27 protein-coding genes are annotated in these 25,174 nt (G+C 60.3%); 12 read left to right on the top strand and 15 right to left on the bottom strand.

From position 1 onward, the window contains the following. Positions 1-80: 80 nt before the first annotated feature. A complete protein-coding gene (locus ACQK2Q_RS10650; RefSeq protein WP_425409722.1) occupies positions 81-1,874 on the bottom strand; it encodes a tetratricopeptide repeat protein in 1,794 nt (597 codons plus the stop codon). Between the two features lie 214 nt (positions 1,875-2,088). On the opposite strand from ACQK2Q_RS10650, the gene xseA reads away from it, so the two are divergent. The 6 genes from xseA to ACQK2Q_RS10620 all read left to right on the top strand — a co-directional run bounded on the left by xseA (position 2,089) and on the right by ACQK2Q_RS10620 (position 6,096). Continuing rightward, the gene (gene xseA, locus ACQK2Q_RS10645) at positions 2,089-3,543 is read left to right on the top strand and encodes an exodeoxyribonuclease VII large subunit (protein WP_425409721.1); all 1,455 of its coding nucleotides are present in this window, start codon (positions 2,089-2,091) and stop codon (positions 3,541-3,543) included. A 37-nt stretch (positions 3,544-3,580) separates the two neighbouring features. Then, positions 3,581-3,841, top strand: coding sequence for a DUF2093 domain-containing protein (locus tag ACQK2Q_RS10640; RefSeq protein WP_425409720.1), 261 nt, complete (start codon positions 3,581-3,583; stop codon positions 3,839-3,841). 6 nt (positions 3,842-3,847) lie between these two features. Further along, positions 3,848-4,855 carry a M23 family metallopeptidase gene (locus ACQK2Q_RS10635; protein WP_425409719.1) on the top strand — a complete coding sequence of 336 codons (1,008 nt, stop codon included), beginning with the start codon at positions 3,848-3,850 and terminating at the stop codon, positions 4,853-4,855. A gap of 97 nt (positions 4,856-4,952) precedes the next feature. Then, positions 4,953-5,141 (top strand): (2Fe-2S)-binding protein, encoded by a 189-nt coding sequence (locus ACQK2Q_RS10630; RefSeq protein WP_425409718.1) that lies wholly within the window; start codon positions 4,953-4,955, stop codon positions 5,139-5,141. Between the two features lie 158 nt (positions 5,142-5,299). Next, on the top strand, positions 5,300-5,779 hold the full coding sequence (bfr, locus tag ACQK2Q_RS10625; RefSeq protein WP_425409717.1) for a bacterioferritin: 480 nt from the start codon (positions 5,300-5,302) through the stop codon (positions 5,777-5,779). Beyond that, positions 5,779-6,096: a Kazal-type serine protease inhibitor family protein gene (locus tag ACQK2Q_RS10620; protein ID WP_425409716.1), complete on the top strand. Its 318-nt coding sequence runs from the start codon at positions 5,779-5,781 to the stop codon at positions 6,094-6,096. Before bfr ends, ACQK2Q_RS10620 begins: the two co-directional genes overlap by 1 nt. A gap of 4 nt (positions 6,097-6,100) precedes the next feature. Here ACQK2Q_RS10620 and ACQK2Q_RS10615 read toward each other — a convergent pair whose 3' ends face one another. From ACQK2Q_RS10615 to ACQK2Q_RS10600, 4 genes are read right to left on the bottom strand one after another with little or no spacing between them, the layout of a single operon-like run. Continuing rightward, a complete protein-coding gene (locus ACQK2Q_RS10615) occupies positions 6,101-7,048 on the bottom strand; it encodes a lysophospholipid acyltransferase family protein (RefSeq protein ID WP_425409715.1) in 948 nt (315 codons plus the stop codon). Beyond that, positions 7,041-8,036, bottom strand: coding sequence for a tetraacyldisaccharide 4'-kinase (gene lpxK / locus ACQK2Q_RS10610; RefSeq protein WP_425409714.1), 996 nt, complete (start codon positions 8,034-8,036; stop codon positions 7,041-7,043). Before lpxK ends, ACQK2Q_RS10615 begins: the two co-directional genes overlap by 8 nt. Beyond that, the gene (locus ACQK2Q_RS10605) at positions 8,036-9,355 is read right to left on the bottom strand and encodes a 3-deoxy-D-manno-octulosonic acid transferase (RefSeq protein WP_425409713.1); all 1,320 of its coding nucleotides are present in this window, start codon (positions 9,353-9,355) and stop codon (positions 8,036-8,038) included. Before ACQK2Q_RS10605 ends, lpxK begins: the two co-directional genes overlap by 1 nt. A gap of 6 nt (positions 9,356-9,361) precedes the next feature. After that, positions 9,362-10,039 (bottom strand): lysophospholipid acyltransferase family protein, encoded by a 678-nt coding sequence (locus ACQK2Q_RS10600; RefSeq protein ID WP_425409712.1) that lies wholly within the window; start codon positions 10,037-10,039, stop codon positions 9,362-9,364. A gap of 196 nt (positions 10,040-10,235) precedes the next feature. Between ACQK2Q_RS10600 and ACQK2Q_RS10595 the strand changes: the two genes are divergently transcribed. Next, positions 10,236-12,023 carry an ABC transporter ATP-binding protein gene (locus ACQK2Q_RS10595; RefSeq protein ID WP_425409711.1) on the top strand — a complete coding sequence of 596 codons (1,788 nt, stop codon included), beginning with the start codon at positions 10,236-10,238 and terminating at the stop codon, positions 12,021-12,023. Between the two features lie 83 nt (positions 12,024-12,106). Here ACQK2Q_RS10595 and ACQK2Q_RS10590 read toward each other — a convergent pair whose 3' ends face one another. From ACQK2Q_RS10590 to ACQK2Q_RS10580, 3 genes are read right to left on the bottom strand one after another with little or no spacing between them, the layout of a single operon-like run. Then, positions 12,107-12,805: a fused DSP-PTPase phosphatase/NAD kinase-like protein gene (locus tag ACQK2Q_RS10590; protein ID WP_425409710.1), complete on the bottom strand. Its 699-nt coding sequence runs from the start codon at positions 12,803-12,805 to the stop codon at positions 12,107-12,109. A gap of 7 nt (positions 12,806-12,812) precedes the next feature. Next, entirely contained in the window at positions 12,813-13,046 is a 234-nt protein-coding gene (locus ACQK2Q_RS10585) for a DUF4170 domain-containing protein (RefSeq protein ID WP_425409709.1), read from the bottom strand. A 23-nt stretch (positions 13,047-13,069) separates the two neighbouring features. Next, on the bottom strand, positions 13,070-14,413 hold the full coding sequence (locus ACQK2Q_RS10580; RefSeq protein WP_425409708.1) for a TldD/PmbA family protein: 1,344 nt from the start codon (positions 14,411-14,413) through the stop codon (positions 13,070-13,072). A 229-nt stretch (positions 14,414-14,642) separates the two neighbouring features. On the opposite strand from ACQK2Q_RS10580, the gene ACQK2Q_RS10575 reads away from it, so the two are divergent. Continuing rightward, positions 14,643-15,440, top strand: a complete 798-nt coding sequence (locus ACQK2Q_RS10575; protein WP_425409707.1) for a PEP-CTERM sorting domain-containing protein — start codon at positions 14,643-14,645, stop codon at positions 15,438-15,440. 10 nt (positions 15,441-15,450) lie between these two features. Here the strand turns inward: ACQK2Q_RS10575 and ACQK2Q_RS10570 are convergent, their stop codons facing one another. Next, a complete protein-coding gene (locus ACQK2Q_RS10570; RefSeq protein WP_425409706.1) occupies positions 15,451-16,095 on the bottom strand; it encodes a glutathione S-transferase family protein in 645 nt (214 codons plus the stop codon). A gap of 3 nt (positions 16,096-16,098) precedes the next feature. Next, complete coding sequence (locus ACQK2Q_RS10565; protein WP_425411147.1) at positions 16,099-16,812, bottom strand: type 1 glutamine amidotransferase; 714 nt, start codon at positions 16,810-16,812, stop codon at positions 16,099-16,101. 87 nt (positions 16,813-16,899) lie between these two features. Here ACQK2Q_RS10565 and ACQK2Q_RS10560 point away from each other — a divergent pair, with 87 nt between their 5' ends. Beyond that, on the top strand, positions 16,900-17,679 hold the full coding sequence (locus ACQK2Q_RS10560) for an enoyl-CoA hydratase (protein WP_425409705.1): 780 nt from the start codon (positions 16,900-16,902) through the stop codon (positions 17,677-17,679). Here ACQK2Q_RS10560 and ACQK2Q_RS10555 read toward each other — a convergent pair. The 4 genes from ACQK2Q_RS10555 to ACQK2Q_RS10540 all read right to left on the bottom strand — a co-directional run bounded on the left by ACQK2Q_RS10555 (position 17,676) and on the right by ACQK2Q_RS10540 (position 20,375). Continuing rightward, positions 17,676-18,356 carry a cytochrome b/b6 domain-containing protein gene (locus ACQK2Q_RS10555; protein WP_425409704.1) on the bottom strand — a complete coding sequence of 227 codons (681 nt, stop codon included), beginning with the start codon at positions 18,354-18,356 and terminating at the stop codon, positions 17,676-17,678. The genes ACQK2Q_RS10560 and ACQK2Q_RS10555 overlap by 4 nt on opposite strands. Further along, positions 18,349-18,858: a c-type cytochrome gene (locus ACQK2Q_RS10550; RefSeq protein WP_425409703.1), complete on the bottom strand. Its 510-nt coding sequence runs from the start codon at positions 18,856-18,858 to the stop codon at positions 18,349-18,351. Before ACQK2Q_RS10550 ends, ACQK2Q_RS10555 begins: the two co-directional genes overlap by 8 nt. Before the next feature lie 168 nt (positions 18,859-19,026). After that, on the bottom strand, positions 19,027-20,034 hold the full coding sequence (locus ACQK2Q_RS10545; RefSeq protein WP_425409702.1) for an amidohydrolase family protein: 1,008 nt from the start codon (positions 20,032-20,034) through the stop codon (positions 19,027-19,029). A gap of 71 nt (positions 20,035-20,105) precedes the next feature. Next, positions 20,106-20,375: a PGPGW domain-containing protein gene (locus ACQK2Q_RS10540; protein WP_425409701.1), complete on the bottom strand. Its 270-nt coding sequence runs from the start codon at positions 20,373-20,375 to the stop codon at positions 20,106-20,108. Positions 20,376-20,662: 287 nt separating this feature from the next. On the opposite strand from ACQK2Q_RS10540, the gene ACQK2Q_RS10535 reads away from it, so the two are divergent. The 3 genes from ACQK2Q_RS10535 to ACQK2Q_RS10525 all read left to right on the top strand — a co-directional run bounded on the left by ACQK2Q_RS10535 (position 20,663) and on the right by ACQK2Q_RS10525 (position 24,304). Beyond that, positions 20,663-22,204, top strand: coding sequence for a UbiD family decarboxylase (locus ACQK2Q_RS10535; protein ID WP_425409700.1), 1,542 nt, complete (start codon positions 20,663-20,665; stop codon positions 22,202-22,204). 10 nt (positions 22,205-22,214) lie between these two features. Beyond that, entirely contained in the window at positions 22,215-22,832 is a 618-nt protein-coding gene (locus ACQK2Q_RS10530; protein WP_425409699.1) for a hypothetical protein, read from the top strand. A 551-nt stretch (positions 22,833-23,383) separates the two neighbouring features. Continuing rightward, positions 23,384-24,304 (top strand): sulfotransferase domain-containing protein, encoded by a 921-nt coding sequence (locus tag ACQK2Q_RS10525; protein WP_425409698.1) that lies wholly within the window; start codon positions 23,384-23,386, stop codon positions 24,302-24,304. Here ACQK2Q_RS10525 and ACQK2Q_RS10520 read toward each other — a convergent pair. After that, complete coding sequence (locus tag ACQK2Q_RS10520) at positions 24,283-25,122, bottom strand: ATPase (protein WP_425409697.1); 840 nt, start codon at positions 25,120-25,122, stop codon at positions 24,283-24,285. The genes ACQK2Q_RS10525 and ACQK2Q_RS10520 overlap by 22 nt on opposite strands. Positions 25,123-25,174 lie beyond the last annotated feature (52 nt).

Here is a 25,174-nt window from a genome sequence, read left to right as displayed (position 1 = left end):
GGCGGCGAATGTTGAACGTGCGGCGCATCCTTCAGGATGAAACTTAAGGACGTTTCAATCCGCCAGGAATCCCGGCGTTCTCAAAGCTGCGCCAGCGAGGGCCGCGTTTTCTTCCCGCCGATCCACGCCTCCTTGAAGAGCGCGCCCGCATATTTGGCGGCGTTCTTGTCTCCCTGGGCCTTGTAGCTTTCTGAAAGGCCGTACAGCACCCATGCGTTGTTCGGGTGTTGCGTCAGCGTTTCGAGGAAAAGCTGTTCGGCGCGCTCGGCCTGTCCGTCCTGCAGGAGATAAGCGCCCAGCGTCTGCGCTGACGGATAATACCACCATGGCGGCTCCATATAGGGAATGGTTTCCTGGATCGCGGCGGCCTCTTCCATGGCTTCGATGGCGCTGGCGAGATCGCCTTCGGCCGCGCTGGCGCGCGCGATCACGGTGAGGCGCGCAATGTTCAAAACCTCGATGGCGGGCACGCCGCCGTCTGTCAGGGCCGACAGATCGGCCTCGGCGATGATCTCGCTGATCGCTTGCGCCTCTTCCATGGCGGCGGCGGCGTCGCCCGTTTTGACGAACGCTTCGCCGCGCGCATAACGCCACGCGCCTGTCAGGAACGGCATGCCGTCGCCGGGTTCTTCCAGCGCCAGAATGTCTTCCGGCGCGCCGAACTGCACCATGGCGTAATACGGCGCGGCCTTGATCGGCTGCACGAACGGCGCCGCCGTCGCCATCTCGACAGGCAGTTTCTGGTCCAGTTTTTCCGCCATCGACATCGCCGTGGGGCCGTCGCCCGCCATCTGCGCCGATGTCAGCGCGAAATGGATGTTATGGGTGAAATATCCGTACTCATACATAACCGAGGCGTCCGCGCTGTCGAGATACGCCTCGTCGGCGGCGACCGCATCGATATTCTGCGCCAGCGATTCTTTAAACCGTCCGGTCACGTAGTAAGTGTGCGACGGCATATGCACGAGATGGCCGAGAGCGGGGGTCAGCGCGCCGAGCCGGTCTGCATGTTCAAGGGCGCGATAGGGATCGCGCGAGGCCTCGGTCATGTGAATGTAAAGGTGGATCGCCGCCGGGTAATCAGGATTGCGCGCGAGCACCGCCTCGATCAGCGACAGGGTCCGCGCCGTGCGGCCCTTCGGCGTGCGGCCGCCGTCCGTCCAGTAGTCCCAGGGTTGCGTATCCATGTTCGCTTCGGCTGCGAGCGCCGCGATCATGTCGTCTTGCGGGTAATCGCTGGCGACCTCATCCATGGCGTCGGCGAAGGCGTTATCCAGTTTCGACCGGTCGTCCGGCTGGACTTCCGAGTAACGATAGCCAAGCGCGGTAATCAGCGCCTGTTCTTTTTCGCTGGCGTTATCGCGTAAGGAGAGCGCCTTCGTCACCGCCTCCCAGGCGGGCGTCACGGCGTCTTCGCCCATGGGCGCGTTGATATTGGGACCATAGGCGAACGCCTCGCCCCAATAGCACATGGCGCATTCCGGATCGTATTCTTGCGCGTTCCTGAACGCGTTGATCGCTTCGCCGTGATTGAAATTGTTAGCGTGGGCAAGGCCCTGATTGAACCAGGCTTGCGCCTCCTCGCTTGACGTCGTGATGGCGAAGGCGATATCGCCGAGACCCGAGCGAAGCGTGTTGTCCATGCTCTGCGCGTCGCCGGCCGACTGCGCATAGGCGTTGGCGGCGGAAACGAAAAACGCGCGGCGCTTGGCGAGACCGTCGCCGCTTTCGCCGCACAGGGCGCGCGCCATCGCCAGCGGGTGGATGAACGGCGCAGCGGCGTCAGTGGTGGAATACGGCGCCGTTGTCAGCGTCGCGCCGCCAATGGCGGCCGTTGCTGCGGCGGCGCCCAGCATCAATTTGGTTTTCAGCATTTCTCTCTCTTCCCCTTTGCATTCCCGGAGGCTTAAAAGAGGGCCGCGTCCATCGCGCCCTCTTGCGGCCAGCAGACCGCGTTTCATACTCAAGGAACTGATACCCCTGTTCCGTAGTCGCGCGCGTTTTAGCAGTCGTTGAATTGCGCGTTGAAATACGGGACGCGGGAGAACGCTCTTATACAATACTCCCAATTATGCTTAAACAAGAGCCATGGCTGAGCAAAAGTCCGGCGCCGGCGTCGGGAATGTCCACGAATATACGGTGACGGAGCTGTCCGGGGCGGTCAAACGCACCATTGAGGACACGTTCGGCCTTGTAAAAGTGCGAGGCGAACTGGGCCGGGTCACGCGCGCCGCTTCGGGCCATATGTATCTCGATCTGAAAGATGAAAAATCGGTCATCTCCGGCGTTATGTGGAAAGGCATGGCCGCGCGGCTTTCGATTAACCCCGAACAGGGGATGGAAGTGGTGGCGACCGGCCGGATGAGCACCTTTCCCGGCCAGTCCCGGTATCAGCTGATTATTGATTCGCTTGAGCCTGCGGGCGTCGGCGCGCTGATGGCATTGTTCGAGGAGCGCAAGAAAAAGCTCGCCGCCGAGGGGCTCTTCGCGCCGGAACGCAAACGCGCGCTGCCTTTTCTGCCGGAGGTGATCGGCGTCGTGACGTCGCCTTCCGGCGCGGTCATCCGCGATATCCTGCACCGGCTGCGCGAACGCTTTCCGCGCCATGTGATTGTCTGGCCGACCGTGGTGCAGGGGCGCGGCGCGGAGGAAAAAATTGCGGCGGCCATAGACGGTTTTAACGCCTTGCCCGCTGACGGCGATATTCCGCATCCGGATGTATTGATCGTCGCGCGCGGCGGCGGTTCGCTTGAGGATTTATGGTGTTTCAACGAAGAAGTTGTTGCGCGCGCCGCGGCGGCGAGCCGGATCCCCCTGATTTCTGCGGTGGGTCATGAAACCGATACGACGCTGATAGACTACGTGGCGGACAGGCGCGCGCCGACGCCGACAGCGGCGGCGGAAATGGCCGTGCCGGTGCGGTCAGAATTGCTCGCCGAACTGTTGAACAAGGAGCGCCGGTTCACCGGCTCCGCCGTCAGGCTCGTCGATACGCGCAAAGCTGCGTTGCAGTCGGCGGCGCGCGGGCTGGGGCGCCCCGAAGATGTGCTGGGCGTAGCAGCGCAGCGGCTTGACCGCGCGAGCGACGGCTTGCGCGCAGGGCTTCGCGCACGGCTCGACAACGCCCTTACGGCGGTGGCGCGCGCAAGCGGACGCCTGACGCCGAACCTGCTCGCGGCCGGGTTCGCCACCCGCGACAATCGCATTGCGGCCGCATGGTCGCGGATCAGCGACCGCACCGAGCGGCTGGTGGAAGAGCGCAAATCCCGGCTCGCGTCATCCTCGCGGGTGCTGGCGGCCGTCTCCTATCAGAATGTGCTGGAGCGCGGATTTGCGCTGGTGCGCGACGAGGCCGGCGGCCTCCTGCGCCGGGCGGGCGATACGAAAACCGCCGCCGGCGGCGAGATACAATTCGCCGACGGGGCGCGCGGGTTCGCCTTCACGCACGCCGCCGTCAGGCCGGGGAAGTCAGCGCCGGCAAAAGCGCCTGAAAAATCAAAGGCGAAAAAAACGCCGCCGCGCCAGCAAAGGCTTTTTGACTAAGCGCCGTTATACGCGGTATTAATGGCGCTGTATTTTTATGATGCTGCGCTCATATCATGATGCGGCAGGCAAGCTTGCGAAAGATCTCATGAATCCGTTCGACTCCATCAGCTCGGAAGACGAGGCCGTTATCGAATATGACGACGGCGATTTTCATGTGGTGAAACCGGGCGCCTATGTCGTCTGCGCCGTCACGGGCGCGCGCATTTCCTTGAAGGCGCTGCGCTATTGGAGCGTTGACCGGCAGGAGCCTTACGCCGACGCCGCCGCCGCGCTGAAAGGGTTGAGAGGGGAGTAATTCGTCATGAAACGATCTGTATTGCTGACCGCCGGAATAATGTTCGCCGCTTCTGCGGCGTTTGCGCAGGAAGACGGCGCCGGCGCGGCGGGGCAAACCGGTTTGTCCGCACCGGGCGCCAAGGTTGAAAACAGCGTTCCCGATCAGAAAATCCTGATGCGCCAGGCTGATTTCGCCGAGGCCATGCAGGATGTCGCCGAGCGCCAGAAAGTTTTCGCCGGCGCGCCTGAACGGTTCACGCTGGAGGGCGATTTCGCGCAGGGCGGGCTCGCCTTCGGCCAGACCGAGCGCGGCGCCAAAATCCGTCTCGACGGCGAGGATGTTATGGTCGATGACGACGGACGATTTCTTATCGGTTTCGGGCGCGACGCGGCGCTGACTTCGTTATTGACAGTGGAGCTTCCTGACGGAACGACGGAGCGGCGGTCGTTTGAAATCGAGGATCGTGAATTTCCGACCCAGCGCATTGACGGGCTGGACCAGTCGAAAGTGTCAGGTTTCACCGAAGAGCAGCTTGCCAAAATCGCCATCGACTCGGCGAAGAAAAAAGCGGCGCGCGAACAGACCCAGTCGCTGGCTGACTGGTCTTTGGGATTTGAGTGGCCGGTGACGGGCCGGATCAGCGGGGTGTTCGGCTCCCAGCGGATTTTGAACGGCGAGCCCAAACGTCCGCATTCCGGCGTCGATGTGGCGGCGCCGACCGGCACGCCAATTCGCGCCCCTGCGCCCGGCGTCGTACGCCTCGCCGAGGCGGATATGTATTTCGAGGGCGGTCTTGTGCTGCTCGATCACGGTCACTGGCTTGAAAGCGCGTTTTTGCACATGTCGCGGATCGATGTAGCGCCCGGCCAGCGGGTGGAGAAGGGCGATATTATCGGCGCGGTCGGGGCGACCGGCCGGGTAACGGGCCCGCATCTCCACTGGAGCATGAAATGGGCGGGCGAACTGGTGGACCCCCAGCTTCTGACAGGAATCATGCCGAAAGAGGCGCCCTCCGCCAATCCGGCCGATTAATCCTTTTGTAATTGACAATCATTATTAATTGCACCATCTTTTGCGGGTCGGCGCTGTTTTGCCGGCGAACAGGGAAGATGGCCGGCGAATTATGTATGTGTGTATCTGTAACGCGCTGAAGGATCGGGAGCTTGCGGCTGCAAGCGGCGACGCGCGCACGGTTGCCGATGTTTTCAAACGCTGCGGGCGGCGTCCGCAATGTGGTAAATGCCTTCCCGATGTAGCGCAGATGATTGAAGATGCGCGCGAGGTTGAAGGCGGCGCGCAAACGGTCGCTGCAGAATAACAAACGCCTCCGGCGCCTTTTTTCTTAAAAATTATTCTCGTTCGCAATCTCGCGCAAAAAACTGCGCGAGTGATAAGCGCTTGCAAAGATAAGTCTTGGACGAAACAAACGATGCTTTATCTTGTTTGCATATAAACAAACAGCAGGAGAATGCATCCGTGAAGGGCGACCAGAAAGTCATCGAATATCTCAACAAGGCGTTGAAGCTCGAACTGACGACGGTCAATCAGTATTTCCTGCATGCGCGCATGTTGAAGGACTGGGGCTTTGAGCGACTCGCGAAGGTCGAGTATGACGAGTCCATCGACGAAATGAAGCACGCTGATGAATTGATCGGGCGGATTTTATTTCTTGAAGGCCTGCCGAATGTTCAGGATCTCGACAAGGTCTACATCGGCGAGAACGTCAAGGAAATTCTCGAATGCGATCTGCGTGCGGAGGAACGCGCGCATCCGATCTATGTTGAGGCGATCGCCTATTTCGAAAGCGTCAAGGATTATGTAAGCCGGGAAATCCTGGTGCGCATACTGGAATCCGAGGAAGACCATATCGACCATCTCGAAACAGAACTCAGCCTGATCGGCAAGGTTGGCGAGAAAAACTATCTGCAAACGCAGATCAAGAAAGGCGACGAATAATGCTGCGCGCCGCCGCGCTGTTTTTCTTTCTCGCGGCGTGCGCCTCTACGGGCGCCGGCCAGCCGGAGACCGGCGAAACGGGCGGCCTGTGCGGCGGTATCGCCGGTTTTCAATGTGAAAATGGCAGCGATTATTGCGCCATGGCGGCGGGCGAATGCGCTGACATCGCCGACGCTGCGGGCGTCTGCCGGCCAAAGCCGGAAATCTGCACCATGGATTACCGCCCCGTTTGCGGTTGCGACGGCGTGACCTATTCAAACGCCTGCTCAGCGGCTGCGGCCGGCGTCAGCGTCGCGCGCGCAGGGGTTTGCGAATAATAATTTATTCTTTCGGCCAGCGCCGGTGAAACCACAGCCATTGCGACGGCCGGGCGCGGATATCATCGCCGAGTTTCTCGTTGATTAGCGCCGTCAGATTTTCAATGTCGCGCGCCGGATCATCCGACAGCGTCAAGACAACCGGTTCATGCACATGCATGCGAAAATGCGCGCCGCGCAGGCGTTCAAACCCGATATAGATTATCGGCGCCCGGTTTTTAACGGCGAGCCGCGCGGCGGCCGTGCCGGTCATGGCGGGTTTGCCGAGAAACGGGATTGACGCCCCCGTATTCAGTTTCTGATCCACCAGCATCAACAGGGCGCGTCCTTCTGCGAGCGTCGCCAGCAAAGCGCGCGTTCCGCGTTTGTCTTTCGGGATCTGGCGACGCGACATGACTTTCGCACGGTGGTGAATGATGAAATCATCCGTCAAGGGATTATTTGCGGCGCGATACACAAAAGCGTTGTCCAGTCCGGCATGTTCAAGCGTCGTCGGGATCACTTCCCAGTTGGCGAAATGCCCGCTGACGAACACCGCCGGTTTGTCACCGGCGGCGAAGGCGCGCAGCGTCTCCATGCCGTCAATCTCGACGCGGTTATTGGGCGGCGGCGTTGCAAACGCGTCCAGATGCGCAAATTCGCCCGCAGTCCGGCCAAGGTTTTCCCACAGGTCGCGGGTGACGGCGCGAATTTTCCGGCGCGGCCAGTCGGGGAAAATCATGGCGAGATTATTTTCCGCGCGCCGCGACACGGGGCGGATCAGCGGACCGGCGATCCGCATGAATTTGCCGGCGATGAACGAAGCCGCGTCGACGCCCGCCAGCCGAAAGACGAAAACCAGAACGCGCATGGCCGCCAGTTCAAAATAATGAACCGGTTTCACCGGCCGGTCGGCGCGCCGTTCCGGCAGGGGCGGCGCCAGCGCATCGCTGTTCAGGTGTGTCTCAGCCATGGTCGCCGATTTTGACAGATTTCGGGAGCGCCGCAATGCGCGCGGTGATTTCCCGCCTGAATGCATCCGGGTTGTTTATGCGCATCTCTACCGGAAAAACCTCAATATCGTCCTGATAAGCGTCTGGCAGGCGCACAAAATCTTTCTCGGTGGTGATGAGCGCCGCCTTGCAGCGGGCCGCTGAAGCGGCGAGCGTTTTCAGCTCCCGCGCATCAAAGCGGTGATGATCCGGAAACGCAAATCGCGCCGCCACATCGAAACCGCGCGCCGCCAGCATGTCAAAAAAGCGTTCCGGCCGGCCGAGCCCGGCAAAGGCCACGACGCGTTGCGGGTGAATTTCGCCCACAGGCTCCAGCCAGGCGGCGAAACCGCCGGCGCTTTTTTCAATGGCGGGTTTTGCCGGAATGATGCGCACAATAATGTCGGCGCGTTTTTTGGCGTCGTCCAGTCGCTCGCGATAAGGGCCGGCGGGAAAAGTCTTTTCGCGAACTTTTTCCGTATCAGCGGCGATGAGCAGAATGGAAATGTCTTTCGCAAGCGAAGGGTTCTGAAACCCGTCATCCATGATAATCGCCTGCGCGCCTTGCGCCACGGCCAGCGCCGCCCCGGCGGCGCGATCAGGTGAGACAATGGTCGGGGCGCGCCGCGCCAGCAACAGCGCTTCATCGCCGACATCATCGGCGCTGTGCATGTTTGCATCGACGGCGACCGGGCCTTTCAGCGCGCCGCCATAGCCGCGCGTCAGGAAAAACGCGCGCACGCCGTCTGCGCGCAAAACAGCTTCCAGCATGATGGCGAACGGCGTTTTGCCGACGCCGCCAAGGGTTGCATTGCCAATACATAGAACAGGCGCATCCACGCGTGCGGGAGACGCCAGGCGCCGCCGGAATTGATGCCCCGCCTGATAAAGCGCCGCCAGGGGCGTCAGCGCGCCGGTGATCATGCGCGCCGTCAGCGACTGGCTGCGCCAGAACCACGGCTCGCGCATTACGCGCCGGCCTTGGCGGCGCCGGCTTCGCGCGGTTCAAATAACGGGTTCAGCGCATCGCAAATGTCAGCGAGAACGCTTTCGGCTTTTTGTTCAGCGTAATTTTTCGCCGCGAGCGTCATTGCGTTGCGCGTTTTATAATCGGCGAAAAGCCGGCGCACGGCGCTGGCGATTTCGCGCTCATTGCGCGCAAGCGCGGCGCCCCCGCTCGCGCGCATGGCGGCGTAGGTTTCCACAAAATTGAATATATGCGGCCCGTGCAGCACAGCCGAGGCGAGGCGCGCCGGCTCCAGCGGGTTGTGGCCGCCCTTGTCGGTCAGGCTGCCGCCGATAAAACTGATGTCGCAGACCCTGTAAAACAGCCCAAGCTCGCCCAGCGTATCGGCGATATAAACATCTGTATCCGGCGTAACAGGCTCCTGGCGCGCCCGGTTGGCGGTGGTGAAACCGGCGGTTTCGGCAAGCGCGCGCACATCACCGCCGCGTTTGGGATGGCGCGGGGTGACGATCGTCAACAGATCCGGATAATCTGTTTTTAATAGCGCCGCAGCGGCGAATATCTGTTCTTCCTCGCCGGGATGGGTGCTGGCGGCGAGCCAGACGCGGCGCGGTCCGATATCGCCCGCCAGTTTCGCGGCGGCGTCAGCATCGCCGGGCAGGGCGGGCGCGGCGTATTTCAGATTGCCCAGCGATTGCACGGTGCGGCCGGCAAGTTCGGAAAGGCGTTCCGCATTCTGACGGTCTTGCGCCAGGATGAGATCGAAAGACGACAACAGAAATCTGATGGCGTTGGGCTGGCGCTTCCAGTCTTCAAACGAGCCGGGCGATATGCGCCCGTTCACCAGCGCCATGAAGGGCGCGTGCTTTCGCGCCGCCAGAATAAGATTGGGCCAGAATTCAGATTCGACGAAAATCGCCGCGTCGGGCCGCCAGTGTTGTAAAAACCCCGAGACATAATCCGGATGATCGAGGGGAATGAACTGATGGAACGCGCCGTCAGGCAGGCGGTCCTCCATCAGTTGGGCTGATGTGACGGTGCCGGTGGTCACCAGAAAACGGGTGTCGGCGCGCCCGGCGCGAAGACGCGCAACCAGCGGAATGACGGACAGCGATTCCCCGACGGAGGCGCCGTGAATCCAGATCAGTTTGCCGGGGGGACGGGGGCGGACGGGGCGTCCCTTGCGCTCGCCGATCCGCGCTGGGTCTTCCTTGCCGGCTTTCAAGCGCCGGTCGAGCGCGAAGGCGGCCACAGGCTCAGCCGCGCGGCTGACCGTGCGATAGATTTTGAGCCCCAGCGGTTCGCGCAACGGTGTCGTCATGCTTCCTTATAGGTCATTGCGACCGCCTTTTGCGAGCGCATCGGCGCGCGCCGTCACCGCGCGAAGGGCGGCTTCAAGTTCTGCGCGGCGCATTTCGCGCTCTTTTTCATCGGCCCCGGCGGAGACCCGGATGGCTTCGCCCGCCTCGTAATAGCCTTTCGAGAAAGGCGCCGCTAACAAAAACCTGTCCCAAGTCTTTAAATGCTTGCCGCTTGAAACGGCATAGGCGGCGGGGATGATCGGCGCGCCGGAAAGCTGGGCGAGGCGGATAATTCCCGGCTTAACCTTTTCAGCGGGGCCAGTAGGACCGTCCGGGGTAAAGCCCACCACATCGCCGTCATTCAGCGCCGCCGCCATACGGGCGATGGCCGAGGCGCCCTGTTTTTCCTTGCCGGGCTTTTGTTTGTTGGAGGCCGAACCGCGAATAAACTCGACGCCAAAACTCCTGACGCCCCTGGCGATGATCTCGCCGTCGCGATGCGCGGAAATCAGCATGAACACCCGCCGGTCCGTCTCCCGGCGGATGGCCGGCGCCATTAACAGCCGGCCATGCCAGAATGCCAGAATGACGCCTTTGCCTTCCGCCGCCGCGGTCTCGAAATGGTCAACGCCGTTCATGCGCCAGCGCGATGTCCCATAGACGAGGCGGATATAAGCGCCGATCAGGAAAGCGGCGATACGCATGACTACGGCGCTTTTGGCGATTCGCTTCAGCATTTGAAGAACGACCCGGACGTTGAATTTACTTCATAGACGCGCCGCCCGCTTCCTGCCGGGGCGGCTCTTAAGGGCGTTCCGCAATTTTCGCCGCGGGTCAATAGGTTGCGCTGTGCGCCGGCGTTAGCGAGAATGACGCCCCCCGCGCGAAAAAGGAATATTCGTGAGCGCCGAGACATCTGCAGACGAGACGGTTCAGCACCCTGCGCGGGCTGCCGAAACCAGCCAATTGGCGGCGCGGCTGTGGCGTGACTATCTGAAACGCTACTGGCCCCGGCTTGCCTTGGCGCTGGGGGCAATGGCGGTCTATTCCGGCGCCAATGCGGCGATCGCTTTCGGCGTTGAATGGATCTTCGCCGCGCTTTCAGGCGGCGACAACGCCGCGCCGCTGGCGCGCGTCAGCGTCATCGGCCCGGCGGCGATCATCGCACTGGGTCTCGTCTACGCCGGCGCGCTTTACGCCATCAGCCGCCTCAACGCCGGGGCGGCGCTCAGCGTCTTGCGCGATATCCAGAACGATATGTTCGACCGGCTGACGGCGATTGATTATGCGCAAATCCGCGCAGAAGTATCAGGACAGTTCATTTCGCGCTTCACCAATGACGTCATGGTGATGCGCGAAATGCTTAACCGTCTCGCCAACGGCGTGCGTGATGCGCTGACATTTGTCGGCCTGTGCGCCGCGATGATCTGGTTCGACGCCGTCCTTTTCCTGATCGTGATCGCGGTTTACGGCGGCGTCGGGCTTGCTGTCTCTTATATCGGCAAAATCATGCGCGCCGCGTCGCGCGAAGCGCAGGCGCAAGCCGGCGATGTCACCGCGCTGATCAATGAGACTGTCGCCGGGGCGCGCATGGTGCGGTCCTATCAGCTGGAGCCGCTGGAGCGCGCCCGCGCCGGCGGCGCCTTCGACGATCGCTTGCGATTGCTGAAAAAGCTCGCCTATACGCGCGCATTGAATGAGCCGTTTATTTTTATCGCCGGATCGATTGCAATCGCCATCATCATCGGCGTTGTCGCCTTGCGAATTTCTTCAGGCGCCATTGCGTTTTCCGAGTTCACCGGTTTCATGACGGCGCTTTTGCTGCTCTCGCAACCGGCGCGCGGGCTCGGCACATTGAACGCAGTCGCGCAGGAAGGGTTCGGCGCTTTCGAGCGCATGGCCGGCCTCATCGATATGCAGCCAGCCATCAGGAGCGCGCCGGACGCGTTCGATCTGCCGCCGGGGCCGGGCGCCATCCGGTTCGACAATGTGTCGTTTTCCTATGGCGGCGAAAAGGCGGTGGACGGGGTCAGCCTCGATATCCCCTCAGGCGCCATGGTCGCGCTGGTGGGCGCATCGGGCGCCGGCAAGTCATCGCTGATAACATTGTTGCCGCGCCTTTATGACTGCACCGGCGGGCGTATTCTGATCGACGGGGAAGACATTAAAAATGTCACGCTGCGATCCTTGCGGGCGCGTATGGCGGTGGTCAGCCAGGAGGCGGTGCTGTTCAACATGTCGGCGCTTGAAAATATCGCCTTCGGCCGTCCGCAAGCCTCGCGCGCCGATGTTATCCGCGCGGCGGAAAACGCGGCGGCGAATGAATTCATCAGCACGCTGCCGAATGGCTATGACACAGTGCTGGGCGAGGGCGGCGCCAATTTGTCGGGCGGCCAGCGCCAGCGCATTGCGCTCGCGCGCGCGTTTTTGAAAGACGCGCCAATTTTATTGCTGGACGAAGCGACGTCGGCGCTGGACGCGGAATCCGAAGCGAAGATTCAGGAAGCGCTTGCGCGTCTCGCGGAGGGCCGCACGACGCTTGTTGTCGCGCACCGGCTTTCCACCGTAAAAAATGCGGATTTGATTGTTGTCATGGACAAGGGCCGGGTGGTTGAAACCGGAACCCATGACGAACTGATCGCCAAAGAGGGCGCCTACGCGAAGCAGGCGGCGCTGCAGCTGGCGTAGAACATTTGCGACATCCTTCGAGGCTTTTCAAAAATCTATCGACTTCGAAAAAGGCGCCTCGGGATGAATTCTTGCGTTTCCTGCTACTCACGCCTGAGAATAATATCGGCGAAAATGCTCGCCGCCGGTTTCGGTTTGTATTCGCGTTTCAGCGCCGCCGGGTCGTATGCGGACGAAGACGCCCACGCCAGAAAGGCGCCGGCGTCGTCCAGCGGTATGTTGTTGTCGCGGGCGTATGCCATATAGCGCTCGAAGGCGAGATCGATCACGCCGGTCTTGGCTGACTTCACGTGTCCGTATTTGAATGAGAGCTGATCGAGCGCTTCGTCGAGCGGTTTGCCTTCGTGAAAAAAAAGATAGAGCGTCGCCATCAGCCCGGCGCGGTCCGCGCCGGATTTGCAATGCATGATGGCGGGATATTCGATTTCCTCGAAAAGAGCGCGCGCGCCTTGCAGTATATCCGGCGAGGGCGCCTCGCGCGAATAGACGCGAAAATTCACAAGCCGGAGCCCCAGCTTTTCGCAGGCGTCTTCTTCCAGAAACAGCGCGCCGCTCGGCCGGTCGCCGCGCAAATTGATGACTGTCTTGACGCCTTTGTCTTTCCAGGCCGCCAATAGGGCGGGGGAGGGCTGATAGGTGCGCCACATTTTGTCCGGCGCAACGTTGTGCGTATTGTCGTAGAATTTCCGCAAGACCCCGTGATCGCCGAGCATCAGCGCGGCCCACGCGCGGCGGCGCCCTTTTGGCGTTGCAAAATCTTCGCGGGTGGGAAGCGTTTTCACAACGCCGTTAAAACTTGCCGTCCCCGTCCGGGTCCAGAAGCTTGTGCATGTGTACGATGAAATAGCGCATATGCGCGTTGTCGACCGTCTCCTGCGCCTTGGCGCGCCAAGCTTTTTCCGCTTCGGCGTAATTGGGAAAAACGCCGACAATATCGAGCTTGTCCAGATCGCGGAAGCGGACCTCCGCCGGGTTATCAAGCTCGCCGCCGAATACGAGATGCAGCAATTGCTGGTCGGCCATGAAGAATACTCCGTTATCTGACGTTAATTGCCTGCGATGGTCATCTTGTCGATGAGCACGCTCGGCGCGTTTGTAGCGCCGCGGATATCCATATCGTTCGCGGGTATGAGCCCGGCGAACATGTCGAGAATGTTGCCGGCGATGGTGATCTCGCTGACCGGGTCGGCGACGGCGCCGTCCTCAAACCAGAAACCCGAACACCCGACGGAATAATCGCCCGTATTGGGGTTTACCTGCGGGCCGAACATATCGGTGACGAGAAGTCCTTCCTTCGCGTCTTTCATAAGATCGCTGAAGCTCTTGTCGCCGGCTTCCAGCGTCAGATTGGTGGCCCCGGAACCTGGCGCGCCGCCTGTCCCGCGCGAGGCGCGCGCGTTCGTCTCCAGCCCCAGCTGCCGCGCCTGCGCGCTGTTTAAAAACCAGGACGTCAGAACGCCGTTTTTGATGAGATCGATACGCGTATTGGCGACGCCTTCACCGTCAAATGGCCGCGAGCCTGCGCCTTGCATGATGTGGGGATCGTCGACAATGTTGATGGCGTCGGCGAAAATTTTCTCGCCCATCTTGTTCTTCAGAAAACTGACGCCGCGCGCGATGGCCGCGCCGTTAACGGCGCCGGAAAGGTGCCCGAGGAGCGAGCGCGACAGACGATTGTCGAAAATGACAGGCGCGGTCCGGCTTTTCAGTTTTTTTGGCGAGAGACGCTTCACCGTCCGCTCGCCCGCATTCATGCCGATGGCGGCGGCGTCTTTCAGATTGGCGAGGTGCGTTTTCGAATCATAATCGTAATCGCGCTCCATGCCGTTTTCATCCTGCGCCAGCACGCTGACTGACACCGAATGATTGGACCCGCCGGACTGGCCGAAAAAGCCGTGGCTCGTCATCACCCATTTCTGGCCTTCGCCGTAACCCGCCCCGGCCCCGGAAGAGTTGACGACGCCTTTTACGGCGAGAGCGGCGTCCTCGCAGGCGGCGGCGCGCTGTTTCAGCGCGTCGGTGGAAGGCTCGGCGTAATCGCCAAGGTCGAGGTCCTTGAACGGGCCGCTGGCGAGCCGGTCTTCCGGCGCCAGGCCGCAATAGGGGTCCTCAGGCGCGGCCTTGGCCATGGCGGCGCAGCGCGTCGCCAGTTCCTTCAGGCCCTGTCGCGAATGATCGGTGGTGGAAACAGACGCCTGGCGCTTGCCCACAAGAATGCGCAGGCCGAGATCGGCGGCCTCGGAACGCTCCACGTCTTCCAGCTTTCCCATGCGCCAGGATACGCCGCTGGAAACGGAATGGAAAAACACCGCATCCGCGGCCTCGGCGCCGGCGGCCCGGGCGTCCGCCAGGAGGGCCGAGAGGATGGATTCGACTTGATGACTTTGCATGGGGGCGGAATAGAGGCTCGGGGCCGGGGAGGCAAGCGGAACCCAGGAAAGGACGTGATGTTGCGCTCAGATTGGCTGCGCTATTTTTTCTACAAAATGCGGAACCCTTCGAAAAGATGACTGTTTGGTTAGAATTACGTCTTGGTTTCGCTGGGGCGCCTGAAATTTACGACATCACCAGCGGTTGTCATGCGCCAGGACAAATACCAGCCAGGAAGGATGTCACTCGATGTCAAAAATACTCAATACGCTCATTTCCTCAGGTCTTTTGCTATTTCCAACAACGGCGGGCGCAACGGTCATCGCCTCGTCAAGTCTGAGTTCCGGTCCGGTTGAAGTCACATTCAGCGATGATGTTTCCGGCGTGAGCGGCGAGCTGTTCTCAACCGCTTCTGCATCGCTTGGACCCACAGGCGTCGTTACGAGCGATAATAACTCGTTGCCAGGCGTAGCGGACGCGCCTGCGGCGACCGATGGCGCCATGACATCTGATTCGATTTTCACTGTCGACGACGACATCTTCTTTTCGTCTGAAAGCGCAGGGTCGGTATCCGATCCGGGTGAGTTTGGAAACGCGATCGGAGAAGTTACCGGTAGTTTCGAATTCACGAACGAAATTGACGGCCTCACCTTAACAATCGTCACGCAGCTAACCCGCAGTTTTGACCTCGCCACAGATTTTACAGGTGAACTGGCTTCTGGCGCGACGTCTCTTTCCCTGGCGTTGCTCAATACAGTGGCGTTTCTCCCGACGGTGCAATTCAGCAACCCGTCATGCGACCCGAACGCCGCGTTCTCGGTCTCGAACGGCGATAGCTTTTCCGATACCTGTACGACCATGGCGACATATGTTTTTGAAAATCTCCCGGCGGGCATTTACACGCTGACATTCGCCAGCAATTCGAGCGTCGATGTCGTTTCCGAAATTGCTGAAGTTCCAGTGCCAGCCGCTTTCGGCTTGTTTGCATTGGGGCTTGCGGGACTGCGCTGGAGAGCGCGCAAAAAAGCTTTGCGTTCAGTTCATTAATCGCGACGGTTTATTTCGCTGTCGACAATTCTGTACGCGCTCCCTCGCCCCATTCTTTCATGGCGGGGAGCGCGAACATCATTTCGCGATATTTTGCAGCTTCCGGCGACAGATTCACCGGACCATAAGTGACAAAGCGAGAGACCACCGGCGCATACATGGCGTCGGCGATTGAGAATTCGCCGAAAAGAAAATCTCCGCCGCTGGCGTATTCGATCCGGCAGCTTGTCCACAAATCGTTGATGCGGTCGATGTCGCGCTGAACCCCGCCGGAGGTGACATGGCGCAACCCCTCGCGCGTGAACACCATGGGCCAAACGGTGCGCAGCGCCGAAAAGCCGGAATGCATTTCCGCCGCGACCGAACGCGCCACGGCGCGCGCGGCGGCGTCTTCAGGCCAGAGGCTTTTACCGGGAAAAAGCTCCGCGACATATTCCATGATGGCGAGCGAATCCCAGATCTGCACTTTTCCGTGCGTCAGAAAAGGCACAAGTCCCGACGGCGATTTCTCACTCAGAATCTTGCGCGTATCCGGTCCATCGAGACGGATATTTTCTTCCGCAAACGGAACGCCCGCCTGCTTCATTAAAAACCAGGGCCGCAAAGACCAGGAAGAAAGATTCTTGTCGCCGATGGTTAACGTCAAACCGTCCACAATCTACCTCGCATATTGCAAAAAGAAATTCGCCATCCACTGGCCGATCAATTGGCGCTCGCTTTTGCCCTTGTAGCTGGAAAGACCTTCGTCAACCCGGTCCCCGGGCATGCGGCCGGCGCGAAGCCGCAACAGCGCAGCGCCGTAATCATGGCTGAATTCAGGGTGCGGCTGAAACGAGATGGCGGGGCCTTGCGCATAGTCGATGACGCCGTTGGGGCAAAATTCCGAGCCGCCGAGGGTGCGCGCGTCCGGCGGAAGCGCGATCACCTGATCCTGATGGGAAACGGCGCACGATACGCGCCGCGCCGGCGGCGCCATCCACGGCGCTTCGCCGGTGAGCGCATAGTCATGCACGCCGATGCCCCAGCCCTTGCCGGACTTTTCCACGGCGCCGCCGAACGCCTGCGCCATCAATTGATGCCCGAAGCAGACGCCGATTTGCGGCTTGCCGGCCTTCGCCGTGCGCCGCACAAGATCTTCAGCCTCACTGATCCACGCATCGCCGTCATAGACGCCCGCAGGCGAGCCGGTGATCAGAAGACCGTCAAAATCGCTGAGCGCCGGCATCGCGGCGCCTTTGAAAACGGGCGAAGCGGAAAAGGAAAACCGGCTGGAAAACGGCGCCAGCAAGCGTTCGAACATGGCGGGATAGGCGCCGTATTCCCCCTTGAGAGGCGCGGGCGGTTCGCCGGTTTCGAGAATGCGGATACGCATGAAACTCACAAGAAAGCTGCTGTGCGTTCTTGATCCTCAGCGGCGGTTCGCGTCAAGTCGTCAAAATTGCGAAAAAGCGAGAAGACGATGAGTAACGAGATCACGATCGCCCGCGACGGCGCGGTTCTGCGGCTTGGGTTCAACCGTCCGGACAAGAAAAACGCCATTACAACGGCCATGTACGCCGCGCTCGCCGATGGGTTGAAAGAGGCTGGTGAAGACGCCAGCGTGCGCGCGGTGCTGCTCGAAGGGCGGGGAGATTATTTTACGTCCGGCAACGATGTCGCCGATTTCATGTCCGGCGCGGCGATGGAAAACGACGTCCATGGCGGGCGGCCCGTGGAGCGCTTTCTTGAAGCCATCGCCACGTCTGAAAAACCGCTTGTCGCGGCGGTGCAAGGCCCGGCGGTGGGCGTTGGCGTCACAATGCTGTTGCATTGCGATCTTGTGTTTGCGGCGCGCAACGCGACATTCCATACGCCGTTTACCGATCTCGCCGTTGTGCCGGAAGCGGCGTCGAGCCTCATTCTGCCGCGCATGGCCGGCAATACGCGCGCCGCGGAAATGTTGTTGCTGGGCCGAAAGATAGACGCAGAGCGCGCCCGGGATTTCGGTTTTGTCAATGATGTGGTCGGCGCCGAGGAGCTGGAAGCCACAGCGCTTGGCGCAGCGCAGGCGCTCGCGGGCAAAGCGCCTGAAGCCATGCGCCTCACAAAACGTCTGATGAAAGGCTCGCGCGAGGAAATCCTGACACGGATGAAAGAGGAAGGCGCGCATTTCGCGGCGCAATTGCAGTCCGCCGAATTTCGCGAGGCGGGGGCGGCGTTTCTGCAAAAGCGGAAACCGGATTTTTCGAAGCTGGGTTAGAGCTGCGTCAGCGCGACGGCGCCGGCAGCGATGACAACGCCGATGGCGGCGCGCGCCAAAGGAAATGACCCATTTCGGGTTGCATCCGCGCCTTTTCTGCGGCCGGTCAGCATCGGACCGATGAGATTGGCCCGCAACGCGATGTGATAGAATGCTACAGCGGCGACGTGCAGCGCGATCAGCGCGATCAGAATATTGAAATTGGCGTCGTGCAGTTCCGCAGCGGTTCGTCCCTGATCGAAGGATACAAGATGCGCGAGCGGACCTGATTCGTATCCGTCCACATCGATGGCGAAAAGGCCAAGACTGACTTGCGCCGTCAGCGCGGCGAGCATTGCGAGAACGCTCAGCGCGCCAAGCGGGTTGTGTCCTGTATGCGGCGTATATGGACGTTTCAGCCCGCGAATATAGGCGAGAACCGCGCCGGGGCCTTTGACGAAATCGGAAAAGCGCGCCGTGCGCGCGCCCGCGACGCCCCAGTAAATCCGGAACACCATCAATCCCATCATGGTCAGGCCAAAGCGGCGGTGCCAGTCCATGACGCCGTTCTCGCCCGACCACCAGAGGAGCCCGACTAAAGCAACCGCGGTCCAGTGATAGGCGCGGATGCTCCAGTCCCAGACAAGCGCGTCTTTTTCAGCGCTGATCGCCGGCGCGGCGGTCGCCTTATCAGTCATCTTCCCGGAAGCTGTCGTGGCAGTTTTTGCAGGCGCCGCCGATTTCCTGAACCGCTGCGCCTATGCTCGCCGTATCGCCGCTCTGGGCGGCGGCGTTCAATCCGGACGCGGCTGTTTCGAACCGCGCGACGGCGGCTGCAAACTCATCGGGTTGTTCCCAGATGGCGGCGAGCGCATCGGTGTCGACGCCAAGTTCAGGCGATGTTTCAGGCGGGAACCAGTCGCCGACTTCGCCGGATTTCTCTTCGATGAACGCGGCGGCGGCGCGGATCTCTGCAAGGTCCGGCGTTTCGGCTTTCAACTGATCGCGAATAATTTTGAAAGACTCGCCGATATTTTCCATGGCCTCGTGGCGCGCTTCAGCGACTTCGCCGACGGTCTGGCCGCCGGGCAGCACCACGCTTTCCTGATCTCCGGATCCGGATGATCCCGATTCTCCCCCGCATGCGGCGAGGGCGAGTAAAGCTGCTGAAGCGGTGAAAACCTTGAACTGCGCGATCATTAATAGCTCCTGCCTGTTCGCCGGCGAAACAGACGCCGGCGCAAATGAAAAAGATAAAACACAACTCATAGTAACCCGGGAGATGGTAGAAAGTTTCCGGCGGGCGTTCAATCGCCCGTCGCCAAAAATTGATAGCGCCCGGGCGGCGTTTTGCGGCCTTTCCTTGCGTTACTCCTCCAGCCGGAGGAACCTTGCCGCGTTGTCGTGGAGAATGTCTTTCTTCTGCTCATAGGTCAGGAATGGCGCTTCGTTGATGGCGTCTATCCCTTCTTCTATCAGACCCGGCCAGTTCATCTGGTCCGAACCGAACATGATGCGGTCGGCAAAGCCGGCGCGGACAAGCTCTTCCAGATAGGCGTAATATTCTTCGCGCGGCGCCGCGATCTGTAAAACACCCGTATCCACGTAAAGCTGCGGATAAAGATAGAGCATGGCTTTCATCTCATCCATGAACGGAAACCCCGCATGCATGAGATAAACGCGCAGTCCCGGATGCCGGTTGAGGATCGATTCAATCCGTAACGGGGTCTGGGCGCGAAAGTCCGGGTAGAGCATCGGACTTCCCGGAGGGCCGACGCCGAGATGCAGGCCAACGGGAATGTCGTGCTCCGCCGCGACCGCCCAATAGGGGTCGAATGCCGGGTCGTCGGCGAGGACGCCGGCATATTGATTGGAGACTTCTGCGAGCACTTCGAAGCCGCCATTGCGGAATTCATTCTCGATATCCTGCGGAGCGACATCGTCGCGAACGATATTCAGACTTCGTCCCGCTATGAACAGCGACGGCGCGGCGGCGCGCCAGGCCGCCACTTCCGACGGGGCGCCGCTGAGGACGCCGCGCACATTGTGTTTGCGCATGGCGGCGATTGTCTGATCACGGACTTCCTCGTCGGTTTCCGGTCCCCAGATCGGATCGTCGCAGTCCGGATTTTTCGACAGCGCCGTGAAAAATTGCGGCCAGGGAACGGCCGGGTCATATTCGAGGTCGGCCGCCACGCCGACGCAGACCGCTAAAGGCGGCGGGCCGTTGCCGTTTGCGGGATAGGCGTGAACGTGAACGTCGATGACGGGCCCTTCATAGGGCGGGCCAGGTTCGTCGCTTTCAAGCGCTAGCGCGGCTGAAAATGAAACAAGCGCGGCAAGGACAGCGCCGGCGCCGGCGATGACGTTTTTCATGAAGGATCCCCCCGTTCTGCGAATCTGCAGCGAACCTAGCACAGCCGGAAAAAGAATGTCTTCCCGCCGGTTTACTCGGCCGGGGTAAAGGGATGGGTCTTATCGATGGTTTGCTTGATGACCGGCGGAAACCGGTCGCGATAACGGCGCAGGGACGAATCAAGGTTGGGCCATTTTTCACGCATATAACGGATCAGCCGCTGCACCGCCGGAATATAAGGCGCAAGCAGCGCAAACCCGATGGTCAGCATGATCAGGCCCAGGGGAATCGGCAATGGCAGGACGATAAGGCCCGCAAGGACCAGTGTAGTTCCTGTAATCTGATGCACTAACGGCAACATGCCGAACAAAAGCTCCCCGGCGAAAACGCCACGACAATCAACTTGCTCATGGCGACAGGTAATGCGTCCTGACCGCCATACAACTCAATGTTGTGTAAGGTAGGCGCGCACCGGCCCACCGTAAAGAGGACTGGCGAAAAATCAGTTAAACTTGCGTTCATTTTTGCTTCAGCATTCGGACCGGCCGCCCGGCGGCGGCGCCGCCCCGGTTATATCTTCTGGCAGCATCTATTGGCTGCATCTTCTGGCCGCATCGCCGGCGCGTCTGATTCACCGTAAGGAAAGTCATGTCCTATCAATCCCTGCGCGAGTTTATGGAAAAGCTGGAAGCGGCGGGCGAGCTCATGCGCGTCGCCGAGCCCGTTTCGGTGAAGCTCGAAATGACCGAGATCCAGACGCGGCTTTTGGCCGAGGGCGGCCCGGCGGTGCTGTTCGAGCAGCCGGTGATGGACGACGGCTCCATTTCCCCTATGCCGGTGCTGGTCAACCTTTTCGGTACGGTCAGGCGCGTCGCCATGGGCGTCACCCTGGAGGGCAAGGAACGCGCAAGCGCCGGCGAATTGCGCGAAGTGGGCGAGCTCCTCGCCTTTCTGCGCCAGCCCGAACCGCCGGGCGGGCTGAAAGACGCCCTCGGCATGCTGCCGCTCGCCAAGACCGTGATGGCCATGAAACCGGGGTCGCGCGCCAAAGGCATCGGGGGCGGCGCGCCCTGTCAGGACGTCGTCAAAACCGGCGACGAGATCAATCTCGATGATTTGCCGGTCCAGACCTGCTGGCCGGGCGAGCCGGCGCCCCTGATCACCTGGCCGCTGGTGGTGACCAAGGGACCGTCAGGCAAACGCGAGGATGATTTCAATCTCGGCATCTACCGGATGCAGAAGCTGGGCAAGGACAAGACCGTCATGCGCTGGCTGAAACATCGCGGCGGCGCGCAGCACCATCAGCGCTGGGGTCGCGAAAAAACAGAGCCGCTGCCGGCGGCGGCGGTCATCGGCGCCGATCCGGGCGTGATCATCGCCGCAGTGACGCCCGTGCCGGAGACGCTTTCGGAATATCACTTCGCGGGGCTGTTGCGCGGCAAAAAGGTCGAGCTTGTGGATTGTAAAACGCAACCCCTGAAAGTCCCGGCGGAAGCGGAGATCGTGCTGGAAGGATATGTTTCGCTGGACGAATACGCCGATGAAGGTCCGTATGGAGACCATACGGGCTATTACAATTCGGTGGAGCGGTTTCCCGTCTTCACCATCACCGCGATCACACACCGCAGGGACCCGATTTATCTTTCGACCTTCACGGGCCGCCCGCCGGATGAGCCAAGCGTTCTGGGCGAAGCGCTGAACGAGGTGTTCATTCCGCTCTTACAGCAGCAGTTCCCGGAAATCACCGATTTCTGGCTGCCGCCGGAGGGGTGCTCCTACCGCATCGCGGTGATCAGTATGAAGAAGGCCTATCCCGGTCACGCCAAGCGGGTGATGATGGGAGCGTGGAGTTATCTGCGCCAGTTCATGTATACGAAATGGATCATCGTGGTTGACGACGACATCAATGCGCGCGACTGGAAGGACGTGATGTGGGCGGTCTCGACGAAGATGGACCCGGCGCGCGACATCACCGTCGTTGAATCGACGCCCATCGATTATCTGGACTTCGCGTCTCCGGAGTCCGGTCTCGGTTCCAAGATCGGTCTCGACGCCACGGACAAGCTCCCGCCCGAAACCAGACGCGAATGGGGGAAAGAAATCCGTATGGATGACGACGTGGTGAAACGCGTCGACGAAATGTGGGCGCGGCTGGGTCTGCCCGGAAGCGGGAAAGGAATTTGGGGGTAGGTTCAGAGCTATGGCAATTTTTTTTGGGTATGATCCGGGTGGTCAAGGAAATCATGGTGTTGCTATTGCGGATATAGCTTCCGATGGTACATTTTCCAGTGAGCCTGAATTATACTTGGAAAGGAATACTGGAGAAGTAGTTCGAAAGTTTTCACAAATTAATTCAGTTGCGGCGGTTGGAGTCGACACGCTTCTCGCTTGGTCACTCAATGGCGGAAGAATTTGTGATAATGTGCTAAGAGCAAAATATTCAACCAAGTCGGCATCCATAATTTCTCAAAATTCGCTCTATAGCTCCATGACTATAAACGGCGTAATGTTTGCGCTTGCAGTTCAAGAAACACAAACCCCATTATATGAAACTCATCCTAAACTCATATTACATATTATCGATCAGGTTGATGAACAATGCGCTGAATTGAAAGAACGAGTATTCGGTTTACGAGGTAGCGCTACTAGCAAGAGTAGACTGAAGAATGCCGATGATATGGGAGATGCCCTTGTGGCGGCATGGTGCGCTTCTCGTGGATGGTATGGGAAGTGGCCACGTGATTTGTTTGTAGTTTGTGGAGAAGATCTGATTTTTCCCGCAGGACGCGCAAGTTATCCTTGGCCTGAAGATCTTTAGCAGAGTTCCTAGGCTCGTCATAAATGTTGGCTCGGCCTCCTCTCTTCCCCCGCGTGCGGGGGAAGTCCCGGCTAAGCCGGGGAAGGGGGTGTAAAGATTCTCAGGAGCGCCCCCTCCGTCGCTTCGCGACACCTCCCCCGTAAACGGCGAGGAGAACGGCGTTAAATATGCCGGAACAGGCGGGCGCCGTTCATGATACCACGGAAAAAAACATGGTGGATAGATATCCACCATGTTTTTTACGGCCCTATAATCGCCGCCGTGATGAGGTCGCTAAAGATATATCCCCCGGATTTTGCGCGCCCCGCGCGCATATTTCTTCCGCAGACGGGTCCCGGCGCGCCTGAAGACATGTTGTACAACAATTTTCCGAATGTTGTGCAACAATCGCCGCAACGCCTTGCGCAGCGCCAAACAGACGACGCGCGCATTCCGGGGTTGTACAACATTCGCGCGCCGCGAAGCCGCATTGTGTTCCTCTCAGCGCCCCTCTTGGCGGCGGGGCCGGGAGACCGTAAAAGCCTTGCTTCGGGACAAAGGGGAGGGGTGAGATGACAAAGACTGCGGCGCCGAAAAAAACGCGCGAAATTTACAACAACCATATGAATTCAGCGATCTGGAACGATTTCCGGTATCGCGACGACGATATTATTATCGCGACTTATGCGAAATCCGGCACGACCTGGATGCAGCAGATCGTCTCGCAGCTGATCTTTCAGGGCGAGGAGGGGCGCGATGTCGCCGAATTGTCGCCATGGCTCGATCTGCGGCTGCCGCCGCCGGAGGTGAAGCTGCCCGCCGTCGAGGCGCAGACGCACCGGCGTTTCATCAAGACGCACCTGCCACTCGATGCATTCGTGTTCGATCCGCGCGCAAAGCATATCTATATCGGCCGGGACGGGCGCGACGTCATGTGGTCAATGCACAACCACCACATGAATATGACCGATGAAGTGATCGCGGCGCTGAACGGCGCCGGCCACTATGACGGTCCGCCATTGACGCGCCCGGTAAGCGATCCGTGTGCGTATTTTCGTGACTGGCTGGACGGCGAGGGCTTTCCGGTCTGGTCGTTCTGGGAAAACATCCGCACCTGGTGGCAGGCGCGCGATCTGCCCAACGTCATGTTCGTTCATTTCAACGACCTGAAAGCGGACATGCCGGGCGAAATCGCGCGTATCGCAGAATTTCTGGAAATTGACGTCGGCGAGGAGACATGGCCGGCGATTCTGGAGCATTGCAGTTTTGACTATATGAAAAACCATGCGGAGAAGATCGTGCCGCTGGGCGGCGAACCGTGGAAAGGCGGGGCGAAAACGTTCATCAACAAGGGATCGAACGGGCGCTGGCGCGATATGCTGCCCGCCGGGGACAGCGCGCGTTACGAGGCGCGTGCGCTCGAAGAGTTGGGCGAAGACTGCGCGCACTGGCTGCAATACGGCAAGGCGTCTCAGGATTTTGCGGCGGCCTGACCGGCAAGCGCAAGAAAGTCGTCGGGCGTCTGCGCTTTTTCAATCGTGCGGGCGGGGATCGTTACGCCCCACTTGTCGGCGATGGCCTTGTAGCGCGGCGCCCGCCAGTCGATGAGGCGGGCGAAACCCCAGCGGATAAAGGCGTCGGGATCGACCTTGTCTTCGGTGAGGCCGGTTTCGGCGAGGTAGTCCGCCCAGACGCCGCGCAGGAAATCCTCGTTGTAATACATGGGCTTTGGCGCCCTGTCGAAACGGGCTTTCAGCGCCTCGGCGTGGGTCTTGTCGCCTTCGATATAGACGATGAGGCAGGTGTCGCTCAAAACGCTCAGTACGGGATCGTTTTTGTCGCCCGGGTCGGCGACCTCGCAAACCGAGCCGCTGGTGTCGCAGATGAAATGCTCATAGCCGTAAATCTCGCGCGCCTTTTCGACGAAGAGCGGCGTGTCGCGCATCGCGCGAATTTCCGCTTCGCGGTGCTCGCGCTGACGGCGGATATATTCGTCAAAGGGAATACCGCCTTTCGCCGGGTCGCCCGGCTTGCCGAGATAGGTGGAAAGCGGCGCCAGATTGTCGAAGGTGATATTGGAGGAGATGTAAATCGAGTCCGTCAGCAACAGCTCGCGCAGCAGCGGCGCCTTCATCGCGTGGCGCTTGAAATTGTCCTCGATCGCTTCGTCCATGTAGCGGGTGCCGATGCGGTAATCGACGGAATAGTGAAACCAGCCCGCATCGCGGCGCATCATGGCTGAGATGCGCGTTTTGCCGACGCCGGACATGCCGAGCAGCGCAATCGGATCGCCCCGTTTGTAATTTTTCATCGCTGCATTCCCGCGCCTGACATGATCGGACACCCGCATTAAACTGTTTCAA

Origin of the sequence: Hyphococcus sp. (genome assembly GCF_965228385.1) — a bacterium.
Classification (GTDB): Bacteria; Pseudomonadota; Alphaproteobacteria; order Caulobacterales; family Parvularculaceae; genus Hyphococcus.
The sequence above is the reverse complement of the archived record's forward strand: the minus strand, read 5'-3'. Positions and strand labels throughout refer to the sequence as shown.